A 24,085-nucleotide genomic window follows, 5' to 3' on the forward strand; every position below is an offset into this window, starting at 1 on the left:
GACGATAGCGGTCCACGGCGGGGGAACGGAATGGCGCCCGGCGATCATCCTGTGTCATATGCGCGGCCATAAGCCGCGTCCCACCACGGATCCGGCGTGATGCGTCCGCACGAAACGGACAAGGGGTCATGACAAACATCACGCGCCGGACACGGCCCGCACACATCTGCCGAGCCGGCTTCCGCGTGCGGGGTGCGTCCTGCGTCACGGAGGCCGGCGCGCGCGCCCGGACGCCTACTTGTCCGGCCGGACCACTCCGAGGATCTGCATCGAACCCGCACCCGCCAGCGTGACATTGCGTCCCGGCCGGGGGGCGTGGACGATCTGCCCGTCGCCGACGTACATCCCGACGTGGCTGGCGTCGCTGTGGTAGATGATCAGGTCGCCGGGGCGCATGTCCTGGATCGGGATGCGCGGCAGCTGCCGCCACTGCTCCTGGGACGTCCGGGGGATCGGCCGCTTCGCGGCGGCCCAGGCCTGTGACGTCAGCCCCGAGCAGTCGTACGAACCGGGGCCCTCGGCTCCCCAGACGTACGGCTTGCCTATCTGGGCCGTCGCGAAGGCCAGTGCCTGCTTGCCGCTCGCGCTCGCGTCGCGGTTGATGTCCTTGAGCGCGCCCGAGGAGAGCCAGGCTGCCTGCGCCGTGGACGCCGCGTCCTTCTCCAGCTTGAGGAGCCGGGCCCGCTCCTCCTCGGCCAGCTCCGATTCGAGCTTCTTCGCCGCCGCTATCTGCGCGTTGATGCTCTTCTTCGCCTTGGCCTGCTTGACGCGGTTGGCCTCCAGCTTCTCCCAGTTGAGGCTGGCGTCCTGGGTGTACGTCTCCAAGTCGCTCTGCGCCTGGGTGAGTTCGGTCAGCATCCCCTTGGTCGCCTGCTGGCTCTGCCTGGTCTGGCCGATGCCGTCCAGGAAGAGGTCCGGACTGCCGCTCAGCATCAGCTGGGCGCCCGGGGGCAGTCCGCCGTTGCGGTACTGCTCGCGGGCCTGTGCGCCCGCCCTGTCCTTGAGCTCGGCGATCTTCGCCTGGCCGTCGGCGATGTCCTTGGTCAGCCGCACGATCTCGCCGGACTGCTTGTCGGCCTGCTCCTGGGCGAGGTTGTACGCGTCGGTGGCGGCACCGGCCTTGCGGTAGAGGGTGTCGATCTCCTCGCGCACCTCTTCGAGGCTCTTCTTCCCGGTGGCGGGCGCGGCGGGCGCGGTGGCCGTCGGGGTGGGCTCGGGGACGGGGGCGGCCATGGCCTGGACCGGCGCGGTGAGCACGGCCAGTGCGCAGACCAGGGTGATCGCGGCAGCGGCACAGTGGCGTCGGTTCACAAGCTCCCCCTCGGGCGAAAGGCCACCAAAGGCCAGATCGCGGACATGTGACTTACCGTCAGTAACGTTTGAGCAACGACGCGATCGTGCCATGTTGCCCCGTAAAGCAACAGAGGTCAGCGTCACCCGTCTCGTCACACAGGGGGACGAACGGTGATCCGCAGGTGTTCCCGGGGCGGGCATCCGATTCGGGGCGGGCGGCCGGCGCCGGTGTGCGCCGGGCGGGTGTGAGGTCCGTCCGGTCGCCCCGGCGCGGGCCCGTGGGTCTCAGTGCGCCCCCGGGCGCAGCGCGGACCACCGCACCGTGAGCTCGCCCTGCCGCCACCGCCGTACGTCGTCCGTCAGCGGCCAGTCGGCGGAGACCGCCCTCACCGCCGCGATCCAGCGCTGCCGCGCACCGAGCGAGGCGTACGGGGACGCCGTGGCCCAGGCCCGGTCGAGGTCCCGCAGGAAGGCGTGGACCGGTTCGCCGGGCACATTGCGGTGGATCAGTGCCTTGGGGAGGCGCTCGGCGAGGTCCGAGGGGCGTTCCAGCGAGCCGAGCCGGGTCGCGAACGTGACCGTGCGCGGGCCCTCGGGGCCGAGCGCGACCCACACGTGCCGGCGGCCGATCTCGTCGCAGGTGCCCTCGACCAGGAGCCCGTCGGGCGCCAGCCGTGCGCACAGTCGCTGCCAGACCGCGGCGACCTCGGCCTCGTCGTACTGGCGCAGCACGTTCGCGGCCCGGATCAGCGCCGGGCGGCCGGGCAGCGGGATCTCGAAGCCGCCGTGCGTGAAGGTGAGCCCCTCGCGCTCGTACGGCCGCGCCGCCGCGACCCGCTCGGGGTCGATCTCGATGCCCACCACCGCCGTGCGTGGCTCGACCGTACGGAGCCGTTCCAGCAGTTCCACGGCGGTCCAGGGCGCGGCGCCGTAGCCGAGGTCGACCGCGACGGGGGAGTCGCTGCGGCGCAGTGCGGGCCCGTGGGTGGCGGCGATCCAGCGGTCCATGCGGCGCAGCCGGTTGGGGTTGGTGGTCCCGCGGGTCGCGGTGCCGATGGGGCGCTGGTGCATGCACAGGAGCGTATGCGAAGCCCCGGGGGGTACTCGCGAGGAGCGCGGAAGCGGATCAGCCGGGCGTGCGGGAGGGCCGCAGGCACGCCCGGGCGGAACGTAATGATTTGGCAAAGCGGAAATGAAAGGCAGCGTTCCGCTGTTCTGGCCCTTCGAAGGGCGCGTGTGCCCTGTACGTGTCATGCCCTGAGCGAGGAGGAGCGGACCCGTGAGCCAGTACGTCTCCCGGCTCGGCAGCAGCCGTGCGGCACCCCGTCTCCGCTTCCCCGGCGGTTTCTCCGGACACCGCAAGCCGCGCCGGGTCGCCATGCTCTCCGTGCACACCTCACCCCTGCACCAGCCGGGCACCGGTGACGCGGGCGGCATGAACGTCTACATCGTGGAGCTGGCCAAGCGCCTCGCCGCGATCGGCATCGAGGTCGAGATCTTCACCCGGGCCACCACCGGCGGCCTGCGCCCGACGGTCGAGCTGGCGCCCGGGGTCCTGGTCCGCCACATCGACGCGGGGCCGTACGAGGGCCTCGCCAAGGAGGAGCTGCCCGCGCAGCTCTGCGCCTTCACGCACGGCGTGATGCAGGCCTGGGCCGGTCAGCGCCCCGGCTACTACGACCTGGTCCACTCCCACTACTGGCTCTCCGGCCAGGTCGGCTGGCTCGCCGCCCAGCGGTGGGGCGTTCCCCTCGTCCACGCCATGCACACCATGGCGAAGGTCAAGAACGCGGCGCTCGCCGAGGGCGACACCCCCGAGCCCGCCGCCCGTGTCATCGGCGAGACGCAGATCGTCCACGCCGCCGACCGGCTCATCGCCAACACCGCGGGCGAGGCCGACGAGCTCATCCGCTTCTACGACGCCGACCCGGCGTCCGTCGCCGTCGTGCACCCCGGGGTCAACCTGGACCGCTTCCGTCCCGCCGACGGCCGGGCCGCGGCCCGCGCGCGTCTGGGGCTGCCGCAGGACGCCCTGATCCCGCTCTTCGCCGGACGCATCCAGCCGCTGAAGGCCCCGGACGTGCTGCTGCGGGCCGTCGGCGTCCTCCTGGACCGTGACCCCTCGCTGCGCTCGCGCATCGTCGTGCCGGTGGTCGGCGGTCCGAGCGGAAGCGGGCTCGCCAAGCCGGAGGGGCTGCAGAAGCTGGCGGCACGGCTGGGCATCGCCGACGTCGTACGGTTCCACCCGCCGGTCGGGCAGGATCAGCTGGCCGACTGGTTCCGCGCGGCGTCCGTGCTGGTCATGCCCTCGTACAGCGAGTCCTTCGGGCTCGTCGCCATAGAGGCCCAGGCGGCGGGGACGCCCGTGGTCGCGGCGGCGGTGGGCGGTCTGCCGGTCGCGGTGCGGGACGGGGTCAGCGGTTTCCTGATCCCGGGCCACGACCCCGAGGCGTACGCGGCGGCGCTCGGCCGGTTCGCGGACAGCGCGGAGCTGGCGGGCCGGATGGGGGAGGCCGCGGCCGCGCACGCGCAGTCGTTCGGCTGGGACACGGCGGCGTCGGCCACCGCCGATGTGTACACGGCGGCGATGCTCGACCACCGGCGCCGCGCCCGCTCGCACCACGGCTGAGGCGAGGGACGCGCCCGCTCGCGCCACGGCTGAGGCGAAGGACGCGCCCGTTCCTGTCCCGGCCGGGCCGAGGGCGCGTTGTCGTACGCTCGCACCATGGCTGACGTATCCGAGGAAGCAGCAGCGGCGCAGGTCATCGAGGCGACGCTCGACGGCGCGGAGCTCGAATGGGAGAGCCCCGAGCCCGGAAACTACGTCGTGAAGCTGCCCGGCACCCGGAAGCTGTCCACGACGTGCTCGCTGCTCGTCGGACAGCACTCCCTCTCCCTCAACGCGTTCGTCATCCGCCACCCCGACGAGAACGACGCGGCGGTGCACCGCTGGCTTCTGGAGCACAACCTCCGCCTCTTCGGGGTGAGTTACGCGATCGACCAGCTCGGCGACATCTACCTCGTCGGCAGGCTCCCCCTCTCCGTCGTCACACCCGACGAGCTCGACCGGCTGCTGGGCGTGGTCCTGGAGGCGGCGGACGGCGCGTTCAACCCGCTGCTGGAACTGGGCTTCGCGACCGCGATCCGCAAGGAGTACGCCTGGCGGGTGGAGCGCGGCGAGTCCACCCGCAACCTGGACGCCTTCACACACCTGACCCGGCGCCCGTCCTGACGGCCGCCGGACGCGCTCAGGCCTTGCCTGACGCCACCTCGTCGAGCGCCGCGACGAGACGCGGAGCCACCTCCCGCCATGTCCAGGCCAGGCCCTCGGCGTCGGTCCCCCGGGGCACCGTCTCGGTGAGCATGATCAGGTACAAGTAGCTGCGGTAGAGGTTGAGCCGCCGTCGTACGGACGGGGTGAACACCAGGGGTTCGGGCGCCGTGGACGCGTAACCGGCGAGGAAGTCCGTGTCCGCCTCCGGGTCGCCGAGCAGGGTGGTGGAGACGAGGTCGGCGACGGGATCGCCCCAGAACATCCGCTCGCCGTCGATGATCCCGCCGAAGCGCGTGTCACCCGGCTCGCCGGTCACCAGCAGATTCCCCTGCCACAGGTCGAAGTGCACGAGCGCGGGCCGGACCACCTCGTCCAGCACGTCCGCCGCCCCGGCGAGCACCTCGCGCACGCGGGCCACGGGCACCGGCAGCCTCGCCCCGTACGTCTCCGCGTCGGCCAGTACGGCATCCGTCATCGCGGTGAACGCCTCCCGCCAGGTCGTGGCGAGCGGCCCGAAGGGCTCGGCGGGATAGCCGAAACCGGCGGTGCTCGTCACACCGTGCAGTTGCCCGACGATCCGCCCGAAATCGGTGCGCAGGCGCTGTGTCTCACGGTCCGTCAGCGAAGCGTTCACGTCGCGCCAGGGGTGCCCGGGGAGCGTGGTCATGACGACGTACGCCCCGGCAGGGGCCGAGGGGTCGAGTTCGCTGTGGACGACCACCGGGATCGTGCCCCCGGCCAGGCCCGCGGCGGCCTCGTAGAACGTCACCTCGTTGGTCAGCAGCCGCTGTTCGTAACCCATCCCGGTGCCGTGTCCGGGCGGGACCTTCACCACCCAGTCCCTGCCGTCCTCGAAGGTCACCCGGGTCACGGTGTTGTACGTGCCGCCGCTGAGCGCTTCGAGAGAGGCGATCTCGCCGGCCTCGACCCCGACGGCTCCGAGGACAGCTGCTGTCGAGTCGATGGGCACGGCCACGACTCCTCTCCGGCTCGTCACCCGGCGGGCGACCCGGTCCCACAGCCGCTTCACAAGGTGATCACAGTCAAGTCACGATCACATTCCGTGACCGTTCGGGCCGATCATCGGACAGGTGTCCGATCGTAGAGTGTGTCGCACTGTGACACTCCTTCCGTGTCGGGACTGAATTGCCCGCCGGGGGAGGGCTGTTGCTCCTTCGGACCGAGAGATGAACGAACCATGCGCGCCACCGCCGTACGCCGTACCGCCCTCGCCGCCGCCGTGGCGTCCCTGACCCTTCTCGCCACCGCGTGCAGCGGCTCGGACTCCGACGCCAAGGGCGACGGCGACGCCTCGGGAGCCAAGGATTCCTCCTCCGCCAAGCCCGCGGCGGTCAAGGCCCTGACGACGGCCGAGCTCGAGAAGGTCTCGCTGGAGCAGGGCGATGTCGCGGGCCACAAGATCACGAAGACCGGCCCGGAGGACATCGGCAAGGCCGAGGACGTCACGGTGGACAAGAAGGAGTGCGAGCCCATCGGTTACGCCTTCTACGGCGTGAAGCGCGGCGAGCCGGTCGGCAACGCCGGACGCAAGGTCGTCGAGGAGCCCAAGAAGGACGAGGCCGCCGACCCCGAGGACGCGCTCGCCGGGATGCTCGACATCACCTCGTCGCTGGTCACCCTCGCCTCGTACGACGGTGAGGGCGCGGCCCAGAGCCTCGCCGAGCTCCGCGAGTCCGCCGCCGCGTGCGCCGAGGGCGGGTTCACCCTGGCGATGAAGGGTTCGAAGCAGAAGGTCACCAAGCTGACCGAGGAGAAGGTGACCGGCGGCGAGGAGGCCCTCGCGTGGCGGGTGCAGATGGGTGAGGGCGACGCCGCGGCTCCCTTCAAGCTCGTGAGCCTGCGCCAGGGCGGAACGGTTGCCACGTTCTTCTCCTTCAACCTCGGCAAGACGGGCGCGGACGCCGACTTCGACCTGCCGACCGCGGTCATCGACGCGCAGGTCGGGAAGCTCGGCTGACCCGGACGCGGTGAGGGGGCGGGGGCCGGAGGGACGGCTCCCGCCCCTTCGTCGTCCGGGGGCGGGCGAGGACCACGGCGGCGACGACGATCAGCGCGCCGGCGAGCTGTACGGGGGACAGGGTCTCGTCCAGGACGAGATAGCCGAGCGCCATCGCGGTGAGCGGTGACGCGAAGCCGAGCACGGACACGGTCAGCGCCGGCAGCCGTTCCACGCCCCGGAACCACACCGCGTAGGCGAGCAGGGCGCCGATCAGCCCGAGATAGGCGAAGCCGGCGACGTTGCGGCCGTCGACCGAGCCGGGCAGCCCTTCGCCGATCAGGGTGACGGGCAGCAGGAGGATCCCGCCGAAGCTCAACTGCCAGCCCGTGGACGTCAGCAGCCCCACGCCGGGCGGGCGCCCCCAGCGCTTCGTCAGTACGACGCCGGTCGCCATGCTGACCGCGCCCAGGAGCCCGGCGCCCACGCCCACCGCGTCCAGACCCGCGCGGGGCGTCAGGGCAAGCAGACCGACACCCACGATGCCCAGCGCGCAGGCGGCCGCGTGCGCCGGCGTGATCCGCTCCTTCAGCAGCAGCGCCGACAGGGCGAGGACGACCGTCGGCTGTACGGCCATCACCAGGGCGGCCACTCCGCCGGGCAGGTGATAGGCGGCGACGAACAGCAGATAGAGGAAGGCCCCGATGTTCAGGGTGCCGAGGACGGCGGCGCGCCACCACCAGCTTCCGCGCGGCAGCGTCCGGCCGATGGCGAGCAGGATCAGACCCGCCGGCAGGGCCCGGACCGTGGCGGCCAGTAACGGCCGGTCGGGCGGCAGGAATTCGGTGGTGACGAGATAGGTGGAGCCCCAGACGAGCGGGGCCAGGGCGGTGAGCGCGGAGTCGGCCGCGGTCCGGTCGGCCGGAGAGCCTGAGTCCTGGGTCATGGCTGGACCGTAGCGTTTTTGCTTAGCGCTAAGCAAGTAGATAGCTCAACGCTAAGCTAAAGATATGCTGGGGTCCATGAGCGACCATGTGGACCGCGTGCTGGCGCAGTGGGCGGAGCAGTGCCCTGACCTGGACTCCTCGTCGATGGGTGTGTTCGGGCGCATCAAGCGGCTGGCCCGGATCGTCGAGGCCGAACAGCGCGCGGTGTTCGGCGCGCACGACCTGGACCCCGCGGCGTTCGACGTCCTGGCCACGCTGCGGCGCAGCCCGGCTCCCCACCGGCTGACCCCGGTGGAGCTGATGCGGTCCGCCATGGTCACGTCGGGCGCGATCACCCAGAGGCTGGACCGGCTGGAGGAGCGTGAACTGGTCGTACGCACCCGTCGCCAGGAGGACGGCCGCAGCGTGCACGTCTCGCTCACGGCGGCGGGCAGGGAGCTGATCGACCGGGCGCTGGTGGACCATGTGGAGAACCAGAACCGCCTGCTGTCCGGCCTCACCGAGGAGCAGCGCGACCAGGTCGCGGGCGACCTGCGCGGCCTGCTGGAGTCCCTGGGTGACACGGACCGCCAGGTCAGGCTGGGGTGAGGCCCCGGCTCAGGGCAGCGGTACGAGCCTCACGACGGTGACCGTCAGCACGGTCCCGGAGACGTAGTAGAGGACGATGGCCCCGGCCACGGTCGCCTCGCGCCGGTCGCGTTCGAGCTTGACGGCGGTCGAGGCGTGTCCGTAGGGGTCCAGGCCCAGGGTGCGCGCCATCTCGTCCCGGAACGAGTCGCCGTCGCGCATCTTGGCCAGGGTGTCGTCGGCGGGCGGTGCGTAGGAGATGCGGAAACTCAAGCGACGTTCCGCCTCTCGGCCTCGTCCTGCGCCAGCCGGTCCAGGATCTGCTCGGCCTCGGGGTCGGGTACGGACTCGAGCATCCAGTGGCGCATCACGGCCTGGATCTCGTGCACCCCGGCCTCGTTGATCGCCTGGTCGAACTCCTCGCGTCTCTCCTCGGGGAGCGCGGCGCGGATCGCCGGAATGCTGTTGGGCACCTCGACCTCGGTACCGCCGACGAAGGTCCTCAGAGACTCGCCCATGATCGTTCTCCCCGATCTCCTTGCTCTCCACGCCCTGCCGACCCCGTACCGCCGGGGTGTGTACCTGGGTAACGGGCGGGTGTGGAGGTCACGTTAGCGGGTGCCACGGTGGGAGGGGACCATGCCTGCATCGCCCTGCCGGGCGGTACGGGCGGTGCGGGCGGTCCGCGCAGGCCCGGCGGGCGGATGGTTCGGGCAGGCCGGGCGGCCGGGCGGTCGGAGCGGTGTCGCGGGCCCCGCCCCCCGAACCTGCGTGCGTCGACTGCCACATGACCGTGGGCCGGTGCGACGAGCATCCATGATTCGCCCAATACTCGGGCAAAGGTGCGGGGTTGGAGCTCGTTGTCAGTGTCGGCTCCTAGACTCGCAAGCGCGCGGTCGGCTTCCGGGGGCTCCAGCTCTGAAGAGAATGGTTGCATCCCCGGCCTGTACGGGGGCGGCCCGGAGAACGCGTCCGGGACCCAACCGACGACCGGGCTTCGTCGATGGCCAGCACACATGACCTGCCAGAGCCGACCGCGCACCGTACCCGCGCTCGCGGGCACCCTTCCTTGCTGCTTCCCTATGGGGCGGGCCCGAGGAAGCCCGTCCCCTGGGCCGGGCACCAAAAGGCCCCATCGGGAAGGTCGACTGCGGTCGCGCAGGTTGCTGCGCTTCGCTGCTGTGCCGCAGTCCGCTATCCGCTGAGAGTGTTCACAAGAGCCACGAAGATGCCCACACCGGAGACGGCCAGGACGACGAGGCCGACAACCACCAACACGCAGAATGAGGCAACCGCCACCATGACCCAAGCCCGGCCCTCGGCTCGGTGGTACTCGGTGTCATCGTTCCAGTCCTGATCAATCACGTTGCCCCCCACGGCGCACAGTACAGACAGCGGTAGCAGGCCGGCGTCCGCGCAGCACACCAGCTTTGCGGATCGGCGCCACCTTTGTCAGGCCGGTCGCGAGGGCTCATCGATCAGGCTCAGTCCTCTGCAAGCCGCTCCGCTGAGGTCCCACAGCGGGCCCAGGCAGCGAAAATGCCCCCGCCCCGCGCCGTATGCGCAGGTCGGGGGCATGGTTGCGAAGGCTACTTCTTCTTGCCCTGGTTCTTCACGGCCTCGATCGCGGCCTTCGCCGCGTCCGGGTCGAGGTACGTGCCGCCCGGCTTCAGGGGGCGGAAGTCGGCGTCCAGTTCGTAGGCGAGCGGGATGCCGGTGGGGATGTTGAGGCCCGAGATGGCGTCGTCGGAGATGCCGTCCAGGTGCTTCACCAGGCCGCGCAGGCTGTTGCCGTGGGCGGCGACCAGGACGGTCTTGCCGTCGAGGAGGTCCGGGACGATGCCGTCGTACCAGTACGGCAGCATGCGGATGACGACGTCCTTGAGGCACTCCGTGCGCGGGCGCAGCTCCGGCGGGATCGTCGCGTAGCGCGGGTCGGCGCTCTGCGAGAACTCGGTGCCGTCCTCGAGGGCGGGCGGCGGGGTGTCGTAGGAACGGCGCCAGAGCATGAACTGCTCCTCGCCGAACTCGGCGAGCGTCTGGGCCTTGTCCTTGCCCTGGAGTGCGCCGTAGTGGCGCTCGTTCAGGCGCCAGGAGCGGTGGACGGGGATCCAGTGGCGGTCCGCGGCCTCCAGCCCGAGCTGGGCGGTGCGGATCGCGCGCTTCTGGAGGGAGGTGTGCACGACGTCGGGGAGCAGGCCGGCGTCCTTGAGCAGCTCACCGCCGCGGACCGCCTCCTTCTCGCCCTTGTCGGTGAGGTCTACGTCCACCCATCCGGTGAACAGGTTCTTCGCGTTCCATTCGCTCTCGCCGTGGCGGAGGAGGATCAGCTTGTACGGTGCGTCGGCCATGGGTCCGAGCGTAATCGAACCCGTGCGAGCTCCGCGCGCTCGGTCACAGGGCGGACGGAGGCGGGGTGGAGAACCTCCGATTGACGGGCGGCGTCAATTGAGTGGCGGCCGGGGAATCCGCCTTCGTAATGTTCGGTCAGGAGTAGGGCCGCTTACATGAGGACCCGCTCGCATCCATTCCGTACGTACGCCCCCGGGGGGAAGCCCTATGTCTGTCGCCGGTCTCAGAAAGGCGGCACACGAGACGGTCGCCGGCCTCCCCAGGGAGTTCTGGTGGCTGTGGACCAGCACGCTGGTCAACCGCCTCGGGGCGTTCGTCGCCACCTTCATGGCCCTCTATCTGACCCTGGACCGGGGCTACTCGGCCTCGTACGCGGGTCTCGTCGCCGCGCTCCACGGGCTCGGCGGGGTCGTCTCGTCGCTCGGGGCCGGGGTGATGACGGACCGGCTGGGCCGTCGCCCGACCATGCTGATCGCGCAGCTCTCGACCGCCGTCTCGGTGGCCGTGCTCGGCTTCATGGTGCATCCGGTTGCCATCGCGGGCGTCGCCTTCGTCGTGGGGATGGCGAGCAACGCGTCCCGGCCCGCCGTGCAGGCGATGATGGCCGACATCGTCAGGCCCGAGGACCGGGTGCGGGCGTTCTCGCTCAACTACTGGGCGATCAACCTGGGGTTCGCGGTCTCCTCGGCGGGGGCCGGCTTCATCGCCGAGTACAGCTATCTGGCCGGCTTCATGGGAGAGGCCGCGCTCACGCTGCTCTGCGCCGTCGTCGTCTTCCTCAAGGTGCCGGAGTCCCGCCCCGAGGCGAAGCCGCAGGCTGCCGGGGTCCGTGCGCCCGACGACGTGCGGCTGAGCACCGTGCTGCGCGACGGGCGCTACATGGGTGTCGTCGGGCTGTCCTTCCTGGTCGCGCTGATCTTCCAGCAGGGATACGTGGGCCTGCCGGTCGCCATGGGCACGGACGGGCTGTCCAGCTCGGACTTCGGTACGGCCATCGCCGTCAACGGCGTGATGATCGTGGCCCTGCAGATCCCCGTCACCCGCTTCATCCAGCACCGGGACCCCAGGCGGCTGCTGATCATCTCGTCCCTGGTCGCGGGGTACGGGTTCGGGCTGACCGCCTTCGCGGGGTCGGTCGGGGTGTACGCGCTGACGGTGTGCGTCTGGACCCTCGCCGAGATCGTCAACGCGCCGACGCAGACCGGCATCGTGGTGCAGCTGTCCCCGGCACACGGCAGGGGCCGCTACCAGGGCGTGTACTCGATGTCCTGGTCGGTGGCGGCGCTCGTCGCGCCGCTGATGTCCGGCTTCGTGATCGACCACTACGGCGCGGCCTGGCTGTGGGGGACCTGCGCGGTGCTGGGCACGGTCACCGCGTTCGGCTACTGGCTGCTCATGCGGAACCTCGACCTGCCGGAGCCGGTGGTCGCGGGCTCGCCGGCCCCCGAGGACCTGGCGGTCGCGGAGCCCGCGGCCCCGGAGGCGCGTGGGGGCGCGGGCCAGGTGGTCGCCGAGCCCGCGGTGCGGGAAGCGCGCCACGGCGAGGACCGGGCGGTCGCGGAGCCGACGGCCTGAGGAGCGCGCCACGGCGGGGCCCCGGGAGCGGACACATGTCCGTCCCGGGGCCCCGCCGCGAGGTTCGGCCCGGCTCTCAGCCGCCGCACTGGCACGGCGCGCCGGACTGGCAGCCGCACCCGCAGCCCGAGCCGCAACCGCAGGCTCCCAGCACGGGCAGGTGCACCACTTCGGTCGGGGTCTCCTGCTGGGGTTCGGTCACGGGGGAATCGGCCATGGTCCCTCCTCAGGGCGTACGACTCGACGGCGTACGGCACATGCGTGGGCACACATGCCGACGACGGGGACCGCGGGCATGCCGCGTCGCCCCCGCACCCATTGCATGCCCAGTCCGGAGGGCGCATCAACGGCGCACGAGTGCTGGAACGGACGTACGAATGAGGTGAGGCCCGCGCCCCTCTACGCCCCCTCCACCGGTCCCGCCGCCTGGATCTCGTCCGCGTGCTCGCCCGTGACCAGGTAGACGACGCGCTTGGCGACCGACACGGCGTGGTCGGCGAAGCGCTCGTAGTAGCGGCCGAGCAGGGTCACGTCGACGGCGGTCTCGATGCCGTGCTTCCAGCGGTCGTCCATCAGGTGCTGGAACAGCGTGCGGTGCAGCAGGTCCATCTCGTCGTCGTCCTGCTCCAGCTGGAGCGCCAGGTCGACGTCCTTCGTGATGATGACCTCGGCGGCCTTCGCCATCAGCCGCTGCGCCAGCTGACCCATCTCCAGGATGGTGGCGTGCAGGTCGTGCGGTACGGCCGACTCGGGAAAGCGCAGCCGCGCCAGCTTGGCGACGTGCTGGGCGAGGTCGCCCGAGCGCTCCAGGTCGGCGCTCATCCGCAGGGAGGTGACCACTATCCGCAGATCCGTCGCGACCGGCTGCTGGCGGGCCAGCAGTGCGATGGCGCGGGCCTCCAGGTCGTGCTGGAGGTCGTCGACCTTCTGGTCCGCGGCGATCACGCTCTCGGCGAGCTTGAGATCGGCGTCGAGCATGGACGTCGTCGCCCGCCCGATCGCCGAGCCGACGAGCCTGGCCATCTCGACCAGGTCCTCGCCGATCGAATCGAGTTCCTCGTGATAAGCGTCGCGCATGGAAGTCCCTCTCCAGATCCTTTGTTGAGGCCGGGGTCTAGGGCCGACCCCCACGTTGCCACGGTGCGGGTGCAACGCGTCGGGATCCGACCGCCCAAGTGAACCGGCACTATCCCCTCGGTGAACTCTGGGCGACGAGTGTTCGAGATGGCACCCGGATGGCTGGGAGAGTGTCGGCGCGCCCGCATAACCTTGAAGCATGGACGTGAACGCGGCGGTCGCCGCAGCTGCCGCGATCGCCGGGCTGTGTACCGGTGTGATCGCCGTGCTGGCGTTCCGCTGGAGTGAACGCGAGCAGAAGCGCCCCACGCGTACGTCCCTCCGACCGGACGGCAACGCGGCGCTGCCCCCGGGTGTGGACACGGTCCTGTCCGTGCTCAGTTCCTCGGCCGTCGTGCTCGACGAGAGCGACAGTGTCGTCAAGGCCAGCTCCGCCGCCTATGCGCTGGGCCTGGTCAGGGGTGGCCGCCTGGCGGTCGAGCCGATGCTCCACATGGCCAGGGACACCCGGCGTGACGGTGAGATACGACAGGTGGAGCTGGACCTCCCTCGCCGGGGCACCGGCCGGGGCGAGGCCCTCGCGGTCTCGGCCCGGGTGGCCCCGCTGGGCTCACGCCTGGTCCTGCTGCTGGTCGAGGACCTCACGGAGGCCCGCCGCATAGAAGCGGTACGGCGCGACTTCGTCGCCAACGTCAGCCATGAGCTCAAGACCCCGGTCGGCGCGCTCTCACTGCTCTCCGAGGCCGTCATGGGAGCGTCCGACGACCCGGAGGCGGTGGAGCGGTTCGCCGGGCGCATGGAGATCGAGGCGACCCGGCTGACCAACCTCGTCCAGGAGCTCATCGACCTCTCCCGGGTGCAGAACGACGACCCGCTGGAGGACGCCGAACCCGTTCGGGTGGAACAGCTGGTCGCGGAGGCCATCGACCGGTGCCGCCAGCAGGCCGGATCCAAGCAGATCACCATGGCCTCGGGCGGTACGGCGGACCTCACCGTCTGGGGGAACCGCAGCCAGCTCGCGGCCGCCCTCGGCAATCTCGTGGAGAATGCCGTCAACTACAGCCCCGCCCGTACGCGCGTCGGTATCGCGGCCCGGAAGCTGGCCGCGCCCGGCGGGGATCTGATCGAGATAGCCGTGACCGACCAGGGCATCGGCATCTCCGAGAAGGACCGCGAGCGCGTCTTCGAGCGGTTCTACCGAGTCGACCCGGCCCGCTCACGGGCCACCGGTGGCACCGGTCTCGGCCTCGCCATCGTCAAGCATGTGGCCGCCTCGCACGGCGGGGAGGTCACCGTATGGAGCTCGGAAGGCCAGGGCTCCACCTTCACCCTGCGACTGCCCGAATCGGGCGTCGTACGGGGTCGTCCCACCGGCGGGCCCTTCTCCGTCAACGGTGCTGTTGACGTGGAGCGACCGTACGAGACCGATTCTTTTGATCCATTTCCTGCCCCGGAGGCCCTTCCGTGACCCGAGTGCTTGTCGTCGAGGATGAGGAATCCTTCAGCGACGCCCTGTCCTACATGCTTCGCAAGGAAGGCTTCGAGGTGGCCATCGCGGCCACCGGCCCCGACGGCCTCGACGAGTTCGAGCGCAACGGCGCCGACCTCGTGCTGCTCGACCTGATGCTCCCCGGTCTGCCGGGCACGGAGGTCTGCCGGCAGCTGCGCGTGCGGTCCAACGTTCCGGTGATCATGGTCACCGCCAAGGACAGCGAGATCGACAAGGTCGTCGGCCTGGAAATAGGAGCCGACGACTATGTGACCAAGCCCTTCTCCTCGCGGGAGCTCGTGGCCCGCATCCGCGCGGTGCTGCGCCGCCGCGGCGAGCCGGAGGAGGTCACCCCGGCCGCTCTGGAGGCGGGCCCGGTCCGGATGGACGTGGACCGCCACGTCGTCACCGTCTCCGGCGGGAAGGTCGACCTCCCGCTGAAGGAGTTCGACCTGCTGGAGATGCTCCTGCGCAACGCGGGGCGTGTGCTGACGCGCATGCAGCTGATCGACCGGGTCTGGGGCGCGGACTACGTCGGCGACACCAAGACCCTCGACGTCCACGTCAAGCGGCTCCGCGCCAAGATCGAGCCCGACCCCGGTGCGCCGCGCTATCTGGTGACGGTGCGCGGCCTGGGCTACAAGTTCGAGCCGTAGACCGCGGCGGTCAGCCGTGCACGGCGTTGACCCGGTGACATCGGGCTGAGCGGGGGTGCCTCCGGCCGGAGGCACCCCCGCCCGCCGGTGATCAGTGGGTGGCGGCCGCGTCCTCGTCCGCGGGCGAGGCGGAGTCGGTCGGAGAGGCGGAGCCGTCCGCCGAGGGGCTCTCGGAGCCCTCGTCCGTCGGCTCGCCCGCCGACTCGGACGGGGACGCCTCGGGCGTGGGCTGCTTCGTCGCGGGCAGCGTGCCCGGGCCGAAGGACTCGAAGAAGCTGGTCGCCGGGACGACTGCGGCACCGAGCTGGATGTCGCCGGTCTCGCTGAAGCTGAAGACGACCGACTGCACGCTGCCGTCGGCGCCGACCTGACGGCCGTTCTCGACAACGGCCGAGGCGTTGTCCTTGCCGCCGATGATGAGCCGCCCGCCGGCCGGGACCACCACCGGGCCCTTGCCCTTGGCGGGCTTCAGCTCCACCGCGGCGTTGCTGCCCGGCAGCGTGATCTTCTCCAGGACCTCACGCTTCGTGCCGTCGTTGAAGAGGGTGGCCGCGATGACGGCCGGGCCCTCGGCCTCGTGATCGGGCTGCGTGATGACGTTCAGGTTCTGGATCTTGAGGGATCCGACAGCGGTGGCTGCGTTGTCCGGCCTGACCTGGAGCGTCTGCGCGTTGTTGCCGGCAGCACACGCGGACAGCGAGGCGATCGAGAACACGAGGGCAGTGGCGGCGAGGGCGCCGTGTCGAAGGCTGCGGCTCACGGCGGCGGCAACTCCTTGAACGTTCGGACTGCGGACTTCGGACTCTGCGGACAGGAAGGCCCGAGCGGCCGTAAAGCCGCCCTAAGTGTGTGTCAGCGGGCTCAGGTTACCGAGCCGTCCTCCCGGGCCCGCACCCGACCCGCCCCTGTGGCCGACCTACCTGTGGACGGACGAGCCTCGCCGCGCCCGGGGGACCGTCCGTCCGTCTCCCGTCCGCCCGGGGGCCTCCTCGCGCTCGATGACGTTTCGCGAGCTGTTCACATAACCGCGCTGATCAGCATGTTGATCGGAGGGTGATCGATTTTCCGGGCCGTGGCGCATTTCCCGTGCATAATCCACGCGGCCACCGGCCCGTGATCAATTTCAATGGCCACGGACGCTAAGGCCCGTACGAGTGATCGATGTCCGAACGGAGTACGGAAAGTTCACCATCTGGAATCCGGCAAAACGGGACGTTCGGCCCCTTCTGGAGGGCTTCCGGCCCGTGTGACGCGAGTGTTTCCGGTCGGTCGTACGCCCGCTCCGACCTGCGAATATCGCCTTCCGGAAGCCTCTCGCAGCACGTTCGTGTCTCAGTTGTCAAGCCCCGAGATATGCCCTGACCTGCGAAAACGCCATTCAGGAGAAGCCGTTCTCGTGTTACTCTGGATAGCCACGGAAGGGGTACCTGTCACATGACGTTCAAGGTTGGCGACACCGTGGTCTATCCCCATCACGGGGCCGCGCTGATCGAGGCTATCGAAACTCGCCAGATCAAAGGCGTGGACAAGACCTACTTGGTGCTCAAGGTCGCCCAGGGCGACCTGACGGTTCGTGTGCCGGCGGACAATGCGGAGTTCGTCGGAGTGCGCGACGTCGTCGGGCAGGAAGGGCTGGACCGGGTCTTCGAGGTGCTGCGCGCGCCGTACGCCGAAGAGCCGACGAACTGGTCCCGACGCTACAAGGCAAATCTCGAGAAGCTCGCCTCCGGCGATGTCATCAAGGTCGCCGAAGTGGTGCGTGACCTGTGGCGTCGTGAGCGCGAGCGAGGACTCTCCGCAGGTGAGAAGCGCATGCTCGCCAAGGCCCGCCAGATCCTGGTGAGCGAGCTTGCTCTCGCGGAGAACACGAACGAGGACAAGGCCGAGGCCCTGCTCGACGAGGTCCTCGCGTCCTGAACCGGACGACACCGGCGACCGGTGCCACCAGGTAATCGAATCCGGTCGTAAGCAAATGTGCCGCGGTGCCCGCTGACCAGCCGTTTTTACGGTAAGTCGTCGGGCGCTGCGGCATGTTCGGATCCGAAAGATCCGGCCTGATCCGGCTGTTCTGTCCGGAAAGGGTGCCTGTCCGGAAGCCTGAGCCGTCCTGCCCGGAGCCTGTCTCCGGGGTCTTCGCCGAGCGGTCCTGCGCCGAACCCGCCGCGGCTCGGCCGACCGGGGGTCACGGAAGGGTTCCCGGTCGAGTCGAGGCGTCGCGCCCGGCTCTCCCCCCAACCTACGGCCGGGGGTACGCCCAGGCCATACCCATGTGGGCCGTGGAAACAAACCTGCCGAAGCTTCGGAGTGCAATCGATGTCACCGATGTCACCGACGCCCGCTGAACCGAGCCCCTCCCGCACCGCCGCGGTGATCCCGGCCGCGGGCCGCGGCGTCCGGCTCGGCCCCGGTACCCCCAAGGCGCTGCGCGCGCTCGGCGGTACCCCCATGCTGATCCACGCCGTACGGGCCATGGCGGCGTCCCGCGCCGTCAGCCTCGTCGTCGTGGTCGCGCCGCCCGACGGCGCGCCCGAGGTCAAGAACCTCATCGACGGGCACGCGCTGCCCGAGCGCACGGACTACGTCATCGTCCCCGGCGGTGCGACACGCCAGGAGTCCGTGAGGCTCGGCCTCGACGCCCTGCCCGACGACATCTCCGTCGTACTCGTCCATGACGCGGCCCGGCCGCTCGTACCGGTCGAGACCGTGGACGCCGTCATCGAGGCCGTGCGGGACGGGGCCCCCGCCGTCGTTCCCGCGCTTCCGCTCGCCGACACCGTCAAGGAGGTCGAGCCGGCCGAGGGCGGCCGGCCCGAGCCGGTGCTCTCGACGCCCGTGCGCGCGAGGCTCCGGGCCGTGCAGACGCCCCAGGGCTTCGACCGGGACACGCTGGTCAGGGCGCACGAGAGTGCCGCCGTCGACGGGGAGGGCGCGACCGACGACGCGGGCATGGTCGAACGGCTGGGCCCGCCCGTCGTCGTCGTACCCGGGCACGAAGAGGCGTTCAAGGTGACCAGGCCGCTCGACCTCGTGCTGGCCGAGGCCGTTCTCGCACGCCGGAGGGCGAACGATGGATTCTGAGGCGCCCCTGCGGCACACCGCTCCCGTGATTCCGCTCGTCGGCATCGGGACCGACATCCACGCCTTCGAGGAGGGCCGCGAACTCTGGTGCGCGGGACTGCTCTGGGAGGGCGAGGGGCCCGGTCTGGCCGGGCACTCCGACGCCGACGTGGTGGCGCACGCCGCCTGCAACGCGCTGTTCTCCGCCGCCGGGCTCGGTGACCTGGGGCAGCACTTCGGCACCGGCCGGCCCGAGTGGTCGGGGGCCTCCGGGGTCACCCTGCTCACCGAGGCCGCCCGGATCGTGCGCGCCGAGGGCTTCGAGGTCGGCAATGTGGCGGTGCAGGTCGTCGGCCTGCGCCCCAAGATCGGCAAGCGGCGCGACGAGGCCCAGAAGGTGCTGTCCGCCGCGGTCGGGGCCCCCGTCTCGCTCTCCGCCGCGACGTCGGACGGGCTCGGCTTCACCGGCCGGGGCGAGGGGATCGCGGGCATCGCGACGGCCCTGGTCTACCGCACCACCGGCTGACGCCCCCGGACCGCACGGCCGGACCTCCCGTCGGGCACGTGCGGTCCGCCGGCAGCCCCGGCGCCTTATTGCACATCACTCGCACGTACGCTGGTCTGGCAAGTGATGTGCCGTAATGGGCTGAGAGCGAAGGTGGGCGTCAATGGTGAGCGTGATCGCCGGGGCGACGACGACGCGAGAGGCTCCGGCCTGGCGCGTTCCGGACGGCTACACGCTCCGGACCGCCACCGCCCAGGACGTCGGTGGCGCGCGGGCCGTGATGCTGGACACCGTCTACCACGACCTGCGCTCGGGCTACGTGCCGCGCTGGCACGCCGACATCATCGACCTGGAGGGCCACTACCTCCTGCCCGGACGCTGCACCCTCCTGGTCGTCCTGCGCGACGACGAGGTCGTGGCGACGGGTGCGGTGCGGGACCGGGGGCCGCAGGCGCCGCCCAACCCGCAGTGGGTCGCGGACCGCTTCCCCTCCGGCACGACCGCCCAGCTGTGCCGGATCTACGTACGCCCCGAGCACCGCAGGCACGGCCTGGCCCGGGTGCTGGTGCGGGAGCTCGGCGCGTTCGCCGCGCGGGCGGGCGGCTACACCTCGCTCTACCTGCACACCGATCCCGCGGTGCCTGGCGCCGAGCCGTTCTGGCGGTCGATGGCCCAGGAGGTCTGCGACGAGCGCACCCTGCCGGGCGGCGGTCAGGGCATCGTCCACTTCGAGCTGCCGATGCCCGATCCCGAGGGCCTTTCCGCCTAGATTGTCAGATGATAATCGTTTTCATATAGGGTCTCCGTCATGCCTACGCTCCGAAGCCGCCGGTCCACACTGCCGGTCATCGCCGCCGCCCTGTTGCTCCCGCTCGCCGCCTGTTCCTCGTCGAGCGGCTCCGGGTCGTCCGACGACGCGCAGCGGCTCCGGGTCGTCATGGCCTTCCCGCCCGCGCAGGCCATGTCCCCGTACGGCGACGACGCGGTCACCCTCAGCCGGCTCGCCGTCATCGAGGGGCTCACCACGCTGGACGCGAACGGTGCTGCGAAGCCCTCGCTCGCCGCGTCGTGGAAGCAGGACAACCCCACCACCTGGACGTTCACCCTCCGCGACGCCGTCTTCCAGGACGGCGCGAAGGTCGACGCCGACGCCGTCGTACGGTCGCTCACCACGGCGGGCAAGGCGTCACCACTGCCCCGGGTCCTCTCCGACACCCGCCTGGTCGCGACGGCCACGAGCGCGGACACCGTACGGATCGTCACCGGGGAAGCCGACCCGCTCCTCCCGCAGCGGCTCGCCAACCCGTCCCTCACGATCCTGTCCGCCGGCGCCTACGGGAAGGGCAAGGTGGACCCGGCCGGCCACGCCACCGGGCCCTTCACCCTGACCGACGTCAAGGGCGCGGTCGCCGCGACCCTCGAGCGCAACGCCGACTACTGGGGCGACAAGGCGAAGGCCCCGGGCGTCGACGTCACCTTCGTCGCCGACGGCACCGCCCGTGCCAACGCGCTGCGGACGAAGGCCGTCGACGTGGCCGAGTACGTGCCGATCTCGCAGGCGTCGCTGCTCGGCGACGCGTACGTCCACGAGTTCCCCTCCGCGCGGACCAACGGCCTCTCGCTGAACACCACGAAGGGTGTCTTCGCCGACCCGGCCATGCGCGCCGCCGCCCGTGAGGCCATCGACTCCAAGGCCCTGGTCGACGGTGTGTACGAGGGCCGGGCCAACACCGCGCAAGGACTCCTCGGTCCCGGTGTGCCCTGGGCCGCGGAGAACCGGGTCGCCCCCACCGGAAGGACCCCGGCCGCGAGCCGGGCCGATGTGGCGAGGACCGAGGAGATCGTCCTCGCCACCTACACCAACCGGCCGGAGCTCCCCGAGGTCGCGACGCTGGTCCAGCAGCAGCTGGAGAAGCGCGGCTTCACCGTCAAGCAGGTCGTACGCGACTACGCGCAGATGGAGGCCGACGCGCTCGCCGGGAAGTACGACGCGTTCATCCAGGCACGCAACACCCTGCTGGACACGGCCGATCCCGTCTCCTATCTCGCCTCCGACTTCACCTGCGACGGCAGCGCCAACATCTCGCAGCTGTGCGACGAGCGCGTCGACGCCGCGGTGGACAAGGCCGCGTCCACCACCGGCACCGACGCCCGTCACCGCGCCGAGATGACCGCCGAGGCCGCCGTCCTGGGCGCCGACGTGCTCGTGCCGCTCGTCCACGAGCGCTTCGTGCAGGGCTACGACGAGGCACGCGTCGAAGGCGTCGCCCTCGACCCGATGGAACGCACCCTGATCACCGCCGACACCCGCGTCGGGTGACCGCGTGAAGTACCTGGCGGGACGGCTCGGCGCGCTGCTGGCCGTCGTCGCCGTCATCGGCCTGCTGCCCTGGCTGACCCGCACCGATCCGGCGCTGACGATCCTGCACGCCCGGTACGCCGACCGGCCGTCCACGCCCGCCGTCCTGGACGCGATCCGTGCCGAGACCGGGCTCGACGGGGGCATGGCGCACGTCCTCGGCGGCTGGGCCGCCGGAGTGCTCCGCGGAGACCTGGGGGAGTCCTGGGTCTCCGGGCAGCCGGTCGGCCCCGATGTGACGTCAGCGCTCGGCGTCTCCCTCACCCTCATGGGTGTCTCGCTCGCCGTGGCCGTCCTCCTCGCGCTCGCCCTCGTCGCGGGGACGCTCAGGCGCGGGGCCCGCCGCAGGCTCGTCACCACCCGCTCGGGCGTCGGCGCCGCCGTGCTGGCCGCGCTGCCGGAGTTCCTCCTCGCCGCGGTCCTGGCCACCGTCCTCGCCGTGCAGCTGGGCTGGTTCCCCGCCCTCGGCTGGGGAGGGCCCGAGCAGCTCGTCCTGCCCGCCCTCGCCATGGGCGTCCCCGCCGGCGCGCTGCTGGGCCGGCTGCTGGACGACGCGCTGCCCGGCGCGTTCGCCGAACCCTGGGCGCGCGCCGCCACGGCCAACGGGATGCCCGCCCGCCGGATCGCCGCCCACGCCCTGCGCCGCGCCCTGCCCGCCCTGCTGCCCCAGTTCGGCCTGGCCGTCGTGGGGCTCACCGGTGGCGCGGTCGCCGTCGAGACGCTGTACGCCGTGCCGGGGCTCGGCGGGACGGCGCTGGCCGCCGCGCTGGCCCAGGACCTGCCCGTGCTCCAGGCCTGCGTGCTCCTCCTCCTGCTGCTGGGTGTCGCCGCCGGTCTCGCGGCCCGGCTCGGCTCCCGGGCGCTGCTCGGGCCCGCCCGCGAGGACGGCGCGCTGCCCCCGCTGGTCGCGCCGGGCCTCCCCGCCCGGCGCGCGGTGGCCGTTGCCGCGGCGGTCCTCGCGGCGCTGCTGGCCGCCGTCGTCGTCGCCGGCCTGACGCGCGACCCGCTGCACGCCGACGCCGCGGCCCGGCTCGCGTCCCCCTCGGCGGCCCACCCGCTGGGCGCCGACTCCCTGGGCCGTGACGTCCTCGCCCGCCTCGCGCACGGCGCGGCCAGGACCGTGCTCACCGCCGTCGCCGTCAGCGCCGTCACCCTGCTCCTCGGCCTGCTCGCCGGGGCCCTCCGCACCGGAGCGCTCACCGAGACGGCGAACGCGCTGCCCGCGGTGCTGGCCGGGCTCGTCGTCGCGGGCGTCGTGGGACCCGGCCCGTGGGCCGCGGCGGTCGCGGTCGCCGCCGTCGCGTGGGCCCCACTCGCCGCCCACACCTCCGCGCTGTACGCACAGGAGCGGGCGGCCCCGCACGTCGCCGTGGCCCGTGCGCTCGGCGCGGGGCCCTGGCACCGGCTGCGCCGCCACATCCTGCCGGGGGTCCTCCCGCCGGTCGTGCGCCACGCCGTGCTGCGCGTCCCGGCCGTCGCCCTGGCGCTCGCCTCCCTGGGTTTCCTCGGGCTCGGCACCCAGGCTCCCGCGCCGGAGTGGGGCCGCATGCTCTCGGAGAACATGCCCTACGCCGAACGCGCCCCCTGGGCCGTCCTCGCCCCCGCCGCGGCCCTCGCCGCCCTCGGCGCGCTCGCGGTCCTGACCTCGGCGGCCGTACGCGGCAGGGGGCGCGGATGACGGCGTACCCGGAGAGCGCGACGGGCACGGACGCCCCCGGGCTGAAGGCGTACATCCGGCTCCTGACCACCACCCAGTTCGCGTTCAACATCGGCTTCTACGCGGTCCTGCCCTACCTCGCCGCCCATCTCGGCGACGGGCTCGGCATGGCGGGCTGGCTCGTCGGACTCGTGCTGGGCCTGCGCACCTTCAGCCAGCAGGGCCTGTTCGTCGTCGGCGGCGCCCTCACCGACCGCTACGGCCCCCGGCCGGTCGTCCTGGCCGGCTGCGTCCTGCGCGTCGCGGGCTTCTGCTGGCTCGCGGTCGCCGGCTCCACCGCCACCGTGATCGGAGCCGTCCTCCTGATCGGCTTCGCCGCCGCGCTCTTCTCGCCCGCCGTCGAGTCCGAGACCGCCCGCGCCGCCGTCGCCGGCGAGAGCGCCACCGGCACCCCGCGCGCCCAGGTGCTGGCCGTGTTCTCCGCCGCCGGACAGGCCGGTGCCTTCATCGGACCGCTGCTGGGCAGCCTGCTGCTGCTCCTGGGCGGCGGGTTCCGGTCGGCCTGCCTGGCCGGGGCGCTGGTCTTCGTCGGCGTACTGGCGGGACACGCCCGGCTCATGCCGCGCGGGACCCGCCGGGCACCCGCCGCCGGGCCGGGCGCGCGTGTTCCCCGCCGGCTCCTGGCCAACCGGCCCTTCCTGCTCCTGTGCCTCGCGTACAGCTGCTATCTCGTCTCCTACAACCAGCTCTATCTCGCCCTGCCCGTGGAGGTGGAGCGCGCCACCGGCTCCCAGGGCGCGCTCGGGGCGCTGTTCGCGCTCTCCTCGCTGCTCGTCGTCGTGGCACAGCTGCCGCTGACCCGCTGGTCCGCGCGGCGCATCGCGCCCAGGACCGCCCTGGTCGCGGGGCTCGCGGTCGTCGCCGCCGGTTTCGCCGCCGTGCCCCTCGCACCCGGCGGCCCCGCCGGGCTGCTGCCCGGAGCCGTGCTCGTCGTCCTGCTCACCCTCGGCCAGATGCTGCTGGTCCCGGCCACGCGGGGGCTCGTCCCCGACCTGGTCGACGACCGCAGGCTGGGGCTCGCGACCGGGGCGCTGTCCTCGGTCTCCGGCCTCGCCGTGCTCGTCGGCAGCGCCGCCACCGGGACGCTCCTCGACACACCCGGGCCGGTCCTGTGGACCGTGCTCGCGGCCGTCCCCCTGGCCGGTGCCGGAGTGGCCCTGACCCTGCCCTCCGGGCGGCGCGCTGCGGGCCCGGACACCGCCGTCACCGATTAGTTGTGACACGTTTTCCACAGGGGGCGCTGGGCACTGGCGCGCGCCC

24 protein-coding genes are annotated in these 24,085 nt (G+C 71.8%); 14 read left to right on the forward strand and 10 right to left on the reverse strand.

Translation table 11 applies throughout. The annotated features are described in order from the left end of the window. Nucleotides 1-234 precede the first annotated feature (234 nt). Nucleotides 235-1,311 (reverse strand): C40 family peptidase, encoded by a 1,077-nt coding sequence (locus AMK10_RS00485; RefSeq protein ID WP_073743597.1) that lies wholly within the window; start codon nt 1,309-1,311, stop codon nt 235-237. Between the two features lie 267 nt (nt 1,312-1,578). Next, on the reverse strand, nt 1,579-2,364 hold the full coding sequence (locus AMK10_RS00490) for a class I SAM-dependent methyltransferase (protein WP_073743599.1): 786 nt from the start codon (nt 2,362-2,364) through the stop codon (nt 1,579-1,581). A gap of 208 nt (nt 2,365-2,572) precedes the next feature. Between AMK10_RS00490 and mshA the strand changes: the two genes are divergently transcribed. Both mshA and AMK10_RS00500 read left to right on the forward strand, forming a co-directional pair. Beyond that, entirely contained in the window at nt 2,573-3,922 is a 1,350-nt protein-coding gene (gene mshA, locus AMK10_RS00495) for a D-inositol-3-phosphate glycosyltransferase (protein WP_073743601.1), read from the forward strand. A gap of 96 nt (nt 3,923-4,018) precedes the next feature. Then, nucleotides 4,019-4,525 carry a YbjN domain-containing protein gene (locus AMK10_RS00500; protein ID WP_073743603.1) on the forward strand — a complete coding sequence of 169 codons (507 nt, stop codon included), beginning with the start codon at nt 4,019-4,021 and terminating at the stop codon, nt 4,523-4,525. Nucleotides 4,526-4,541: 16 nt separating this feature from the next. On the opposite strand, the gene AMK10_RS00505 is transcribed toward AMK10_RS00500, so the two are convergent. Further along, nucleotides 4,542-5,537 (reverse strand): phosphotransferase family protein, encoded by a 996-nt coding sequence (locus tag AMK10_RS00505; protein ID WP_073745915.1) that lies wholly within the window; start codon nt 5,535-5,537, stop codon nt 4,542-4,544. Nucleotides 5,538-5,765: 228 nt separating this feature from the next. Between AMK10_RS00505 and AMK10_RS00510 the strand changes: the two genes are divergently transcribed. Then, entirely contained in the window at nt 5,766-6,545 is a 780-nt protein-coding gene (locus AMK10_RS00510; RefSeq protein WP_073743605.1) for a hypothetical protein, read from the forward strand. On the opposite strand, the gene AMK10_RS00515 is transcribed toward AMK10_RS00510, so the two are convergent. Continuing rightward, nucleotides 6,514-7,470, reverse strand: coding sequence for an EamA family transporter (locus AMK10_RS00515; RefSeq protein WP_073743607.1), 957 nt, complete (start codon nt 7,468-7,470; stop codon nt 6,514-6,516). The genes AMK10_RS00510 and AMK10_RS00515 overlap by 32 nt on opposite strands. Nucleotides 7,471-7,546: 76 nt before the next feature. On the opposite strand from AMK10_RS00515, the gene AMK10_RS00520 reads away from it, so the two are divergent. Further along, complete coding sequence (locus AMK10_RS00520; protein WP_073745917.1) at nt 7,547-8,059, forward strand: MarR family winged helix-turn-helix transcriptional regulator; 513 nt, start codon at nt 7,547-7,549, stop codon at nt 8,057-8,059. A 9-nt stretch (nt 8,060-8,068) separates the two neighbouring features. On the opposite strand, the gene AMK10_RS00525 is transcribed toward AMK10_RS00520, so the two are convergent. From AMK10_RS00525 to AMK10_RS00540, 3 genes are all read right to left on the reverse strand, one after another. Continuing rightward, on the reverse strand, nt 8,069-8,311 hold the full coding sequence (locus AMK10_RS00525) for a hypothetical protein (RefSeq protein ID WP_073743609.1): 243 nt from the start codon (nt 8,309-8,311) through the stop codon (nt 8,069-8,071). Then, a complete protein-coding gene (locus AMK10_RS00530; protein WP_073743611.1) occupies nt 8,308-8,556 on the reverse strand; it encodes a hypothetical protein in 249 nt (82 codons plus the stop codon). Before AMK10_RS00530 ends, AMK10_RS00525 begins: the two co-directional genes overlap by 4 nt. A 1,071-nt stretch (nt 8,557-9,627) precedes the next feature. After that, nucleotides 9,628-10,389, reverse strand: a complete 762-nt coding sequence (locus AMK10_RS00540; protein ID WP_014154899.1) for a phosphoglyceromutase — start codon at nt 10,387-10,389, stop codon at nt 9,628-9,630. Between the two features lie 208 nt (nt 10,390-10,597). Between AMK10_RS00540 and AMK10_RS00545 the strand changes: the two genes are divergently transcribed. Next, entirely contained in the window at nt 10,598-11,965 is a 1,368-nt protein-coding gene (locus tag AMK10_RS00545) for an MDR family MFS transporter (RefSeq protein WP_079180583.1), read from the forward strand. 76 nt (nt 11,966-12,041) lie between these two features. Here AMK10_RS00545 and AMK10_RS37580 read toward each other — a convergent pair whose 3' ends face one another. Together AMK10_RS37580 and phoU are read right to left on the reverse strand one after the other, a co-directional pair. Further along, complete coding sequence (locus AMK10_RS37580) at nt 12,042-12,182, reverse strand: hypothetical protein (protein WP_167748631.1); 141 nt, start codon at nt 12,180-12,182, stop codon at nt 12,042-12,044. 182 nt (nt 12,183-12,364) lie between these two features. Further along, nucleotides 12,365-13,042 carry a phosphate signaling complex protein PhoU gene (gene phoU, locus AMK10_RS00550; RefSeq protein WP_073743615.1) on the reverse strand — a complete coding sequence of 226 codons (678 nt, stop codon included), beginning with the start codon at nt 13,040-13,042 and terminating at the stop codon, nt 12,365-12,367. 199 nt (nt 13,043-13,241) lie between these two features. Between phoU and AMK10_RS00555 the strand changes: the two genes are divergently transcribed. Both AMK10_RS00555 and AMK10_RS00560 read left to right on the forward strand, forming a co-directional pair. Beyond that, nucleotides 13,242-14,510 (forward strand): sensor histidine kinase, encoded by a 1,269-nt coding sequence (locus AMK10_RS00555; protein ID WP_073743617.1) that lies wholly within the window; start codon nt 13,242-13,244, stop codon nt 14,508-14,510. After that, on the forward strand, nt 14,507-15,187 hold the full coding sequence (locus AMK10_RS00560) for a response regulator transcription factor (RefSeq protein ID WP_014047499.1): 681 nt from the start codon (nt 14,507-14,509) through the stop codon (nt 15,185-15,187). Before AMK10_RS00555 ends, AMK10_RS00560 begins: the two co-directional genes overlap by 4 nt. 91 nt (nt 15,188-15,278) lie before the next feature. Here the strand turns inward: AMK10_RS00560 and AMK10_RS00565 are convergent, their stop codons facing one another. After that, nucleotides 15,279-15,947 carry a DUF461 domain-containing protein gene (locus AMK10_RS00565; protein WP_073743619.1) on the reverse strand — a complete coding sequence of 223 codons (669 nt, stop codon included), beginning with the start codon at nt 15,945-15,947 and terminating at the stop codon, nt 15,279-15,281. A gap of 674 nt (nt 15,948-16,621) precedes the next feature. Here AMK10_RS00565 and AMK10_RS00575 point away from each other — a divergent pair. From AMK10_RS00575 to AMK10_RS00605, 7 genes are all read left to right on the forward strand, one after another. Further along, a complete protein-coding gene (locus AMK10_RS00575; RefSeq protein ID WP_006380568.1) occupies nt 16,622-17,104 on the forward strand; it encodes a CarD family transcriptional regulator in 483 nt (160 codons plus the stop codon). A gap of 396 nt (nt 17,105-17,500) precedes the next feature. Continuing rightward, nucleotides 17,501-18,265, forward strand: coding sequence for a 2-C-methyl-D-erythritol 4-phosphate cytidylyltransferase (ispD, locus tag AMK10_RS00580; RefSeq protein WP_073743621.1), 765 nt, complete (start codon nt 17,501-17,503; stop codon nt 18,263-18,265). After that, on the forward strand, nt 18,255-18,770 hold the full coding sequence (gene ispF, locus AMK10_RS00585; protein WP_073743623.1) for a 2-C-methyl-D-erythritol 2,4-cyclodiphosphate synthase: 516 nt from the start codon (nt 18,255-18,257) through the stop codon (nt 18,768-18,770). The genes ispD and ispF overlap by 11 nt, the downstream gene beginning before the upstream one ends. A 142-nt stretch (nt 18,771-18,912) precedes the next feature. Next, nucleotides 18,913-19,518: a GNAT family N-acetyltransferase gene (locus tag AMK10_RS00590; RefSeq protein ID WP_073743625.1), complete on the forward strand. Its 606-nt coding sequence runs from the start codon at nt 18,913-18,915 to the stop codon at nt 19,516-19,518. Between the two features lie 39 nt (nt 19,519-19,557). Beyond that, entirely contained in the window at nt 19,558-21,069 is a 1,512-nt protein-coding gene (locus AMK10_RS00595) for an ABC transporter substrate-binding protein (protein ID WP_073743627.1), read from the forward strand. 4 nt (nt 21,070-21,073) lie between these two features. Continuing rightward, nucleotides 21,074-22,786 (forward strand): ABC transporter permease subunit, encoded by a 1,713-nt coding sequence (locus tag AMK10_RS00600; RefSeq protein WP_073743630.1) that lies wholly within the window; start codon nt 21,074-21,076, stop codon nt 22,784-22,786. Further along, nucleotides 22,783-24,039 carry an MFS transporter gene (locus AMK10_RS00605; protein ID WP_073743632.1) on the forward strand — a complete coding sequence of 419 codons (1,257 nt, stop codon included), beginning with the start codon at nt 22,783-22,785 and terminating at the stop codon, nt 24,037-24,039. Before AMK10_RS00600 ends, AMK10_RS00605 begins: the two co-directional genes overlap by 4 nt. Nucleotides 24,040-24,085 lie beyond the last annotated feature (46 nt).

It is taken from the genome of Streptomyces sp. CB02058 (assembly GCF_001905505.1).
Lineage (GTDB): Bacteria > Actinomycetota > Actinomycetes > Streptomycetales > Streptomycetaceae > Streptomyces.

Excerpts from the sequence above, each read along its gene's own strand:
- AMK10_RS00530 (WP_073743611.1), bottom strand. The coding sequence starts at position 8,556 with ATGGGCGAGTCTCTGAGGACCTTCGTCGGCGGTACCGAGGTCGAGGTG.
- ispF (WP_073743623.1), top strand. The coding sequence starts at position 18,255 with ATGGATTCTGAGGCGCCCCTGCGGCACACCGCTCCCGTGATTCCGCTC.
- AMK10_RS00595 (WP_073743627.1), top strand. The coding sequence starts at position 19,558 with ATGCCTACGCTCCGAAGCCGCCGGTCCACACTGCCGGTCATCGCCGCC.
- AMK10_RS00510 (WP_073743605.1), top strand. The coding sequence starts at position 5,766 with ATGCGCGCCACCGCCGTACGCCGTACCGCCCTCGCCGCCGCCGTGGCG.
- AMK10_RS00490 (WP_073743599.1), bottom strand. The coding sequence starts at position 2,364 with ATGCACCAGCGCCCCATCGGCACCGCGACCCGCGGGACCACCAACCCC.
- AMK10_RS00575 (WP_006380568.1), top strand. The coding sequence starts at position 16,622 with ATGACGTTCAAGGTTGGCGACACCGTGGTCTATCCCCATCACGGGGCC.
- AMK10_RS00590 (WP_073743625.1), top strand. The coding sequence starts at position 18,913 with ATGGTGAGCGTGATCGCCGGGGCGACGACGACGCGAGAGGCTCCGGCC.
- AMK10_RS00555 (WP_073743617.1), top strand. The coding sequence starts at position 13,242 with ATGGACGTGAACGCGGCGGTCGCCGCAGCTGCCGCGATCGCCGGGCTG.
- AMK10_RS00545 (WP_079180583.1), top strand. The coding sequence starts at position 10,598 with ATGTCTGTCGCCGGTCTCAGAAAGGCGGCACACGAGACGGTCGCCGGC.
- AMK10_RS37580 (WP_167748631.1), bottom strand. The coding sequence starts at position 12,182 with ATGGCCGATTCCCCCGTGACCGAACCCCAGCAGGAGACCCCGACCGAA.
- ispD (WP_073743621.1), top strand. The coding sequence starts at position 17,501 with ATGTCACCGATGTCACCGACGCCCGCTGAACCGAGCCCCTCCCGCACC.
- AMK10_RS00605 (WP_073743632.1), top strand. The coding sequence starts at position 22,783 with ATGACGGCGTACCCGGAGAGCGCGACGGGCACGGACGCCCCCGGGCTG.
- phoU (WP_073743615.1), bottom strand. The coding sequence starts at position 13,042 with ATGCGCGACGCTTATCACGAGGAACTCGATTCGATCGGCGAGGACCTG.
- AMK10_RS00540 (WP_014154899.1), bottom strand. The coding sequence starts at position 10,389 with ATGGCCGACGCACCGTACAAGCTGATCCTCCTCCGCCACGGCGAGAGC.
- AMK10_RS00500 (WP_073743603.1), top strand. The coding sequence starts at position 4,019 with ATGGCTGACGTATCCGAGGAAGCAGCAGCGGCGCAGGTCATCGAGGCG.
- AMK10_RS00520 (WP_073745917.1), top strand. The coding sequence starts at position 7,547 with ATGAGCGACCATGTGGACCGCGTGCTGGCGCAGTGGGCGGAGCAGTGC.
- AMK10_RS00515 (WP_073743607.1), bottom strand. The coding sequence starts at position 7,470 with ATGACCCAGGACTCAGGCTCTCCGGCCGACCGGACCGCGGCCGACTCC.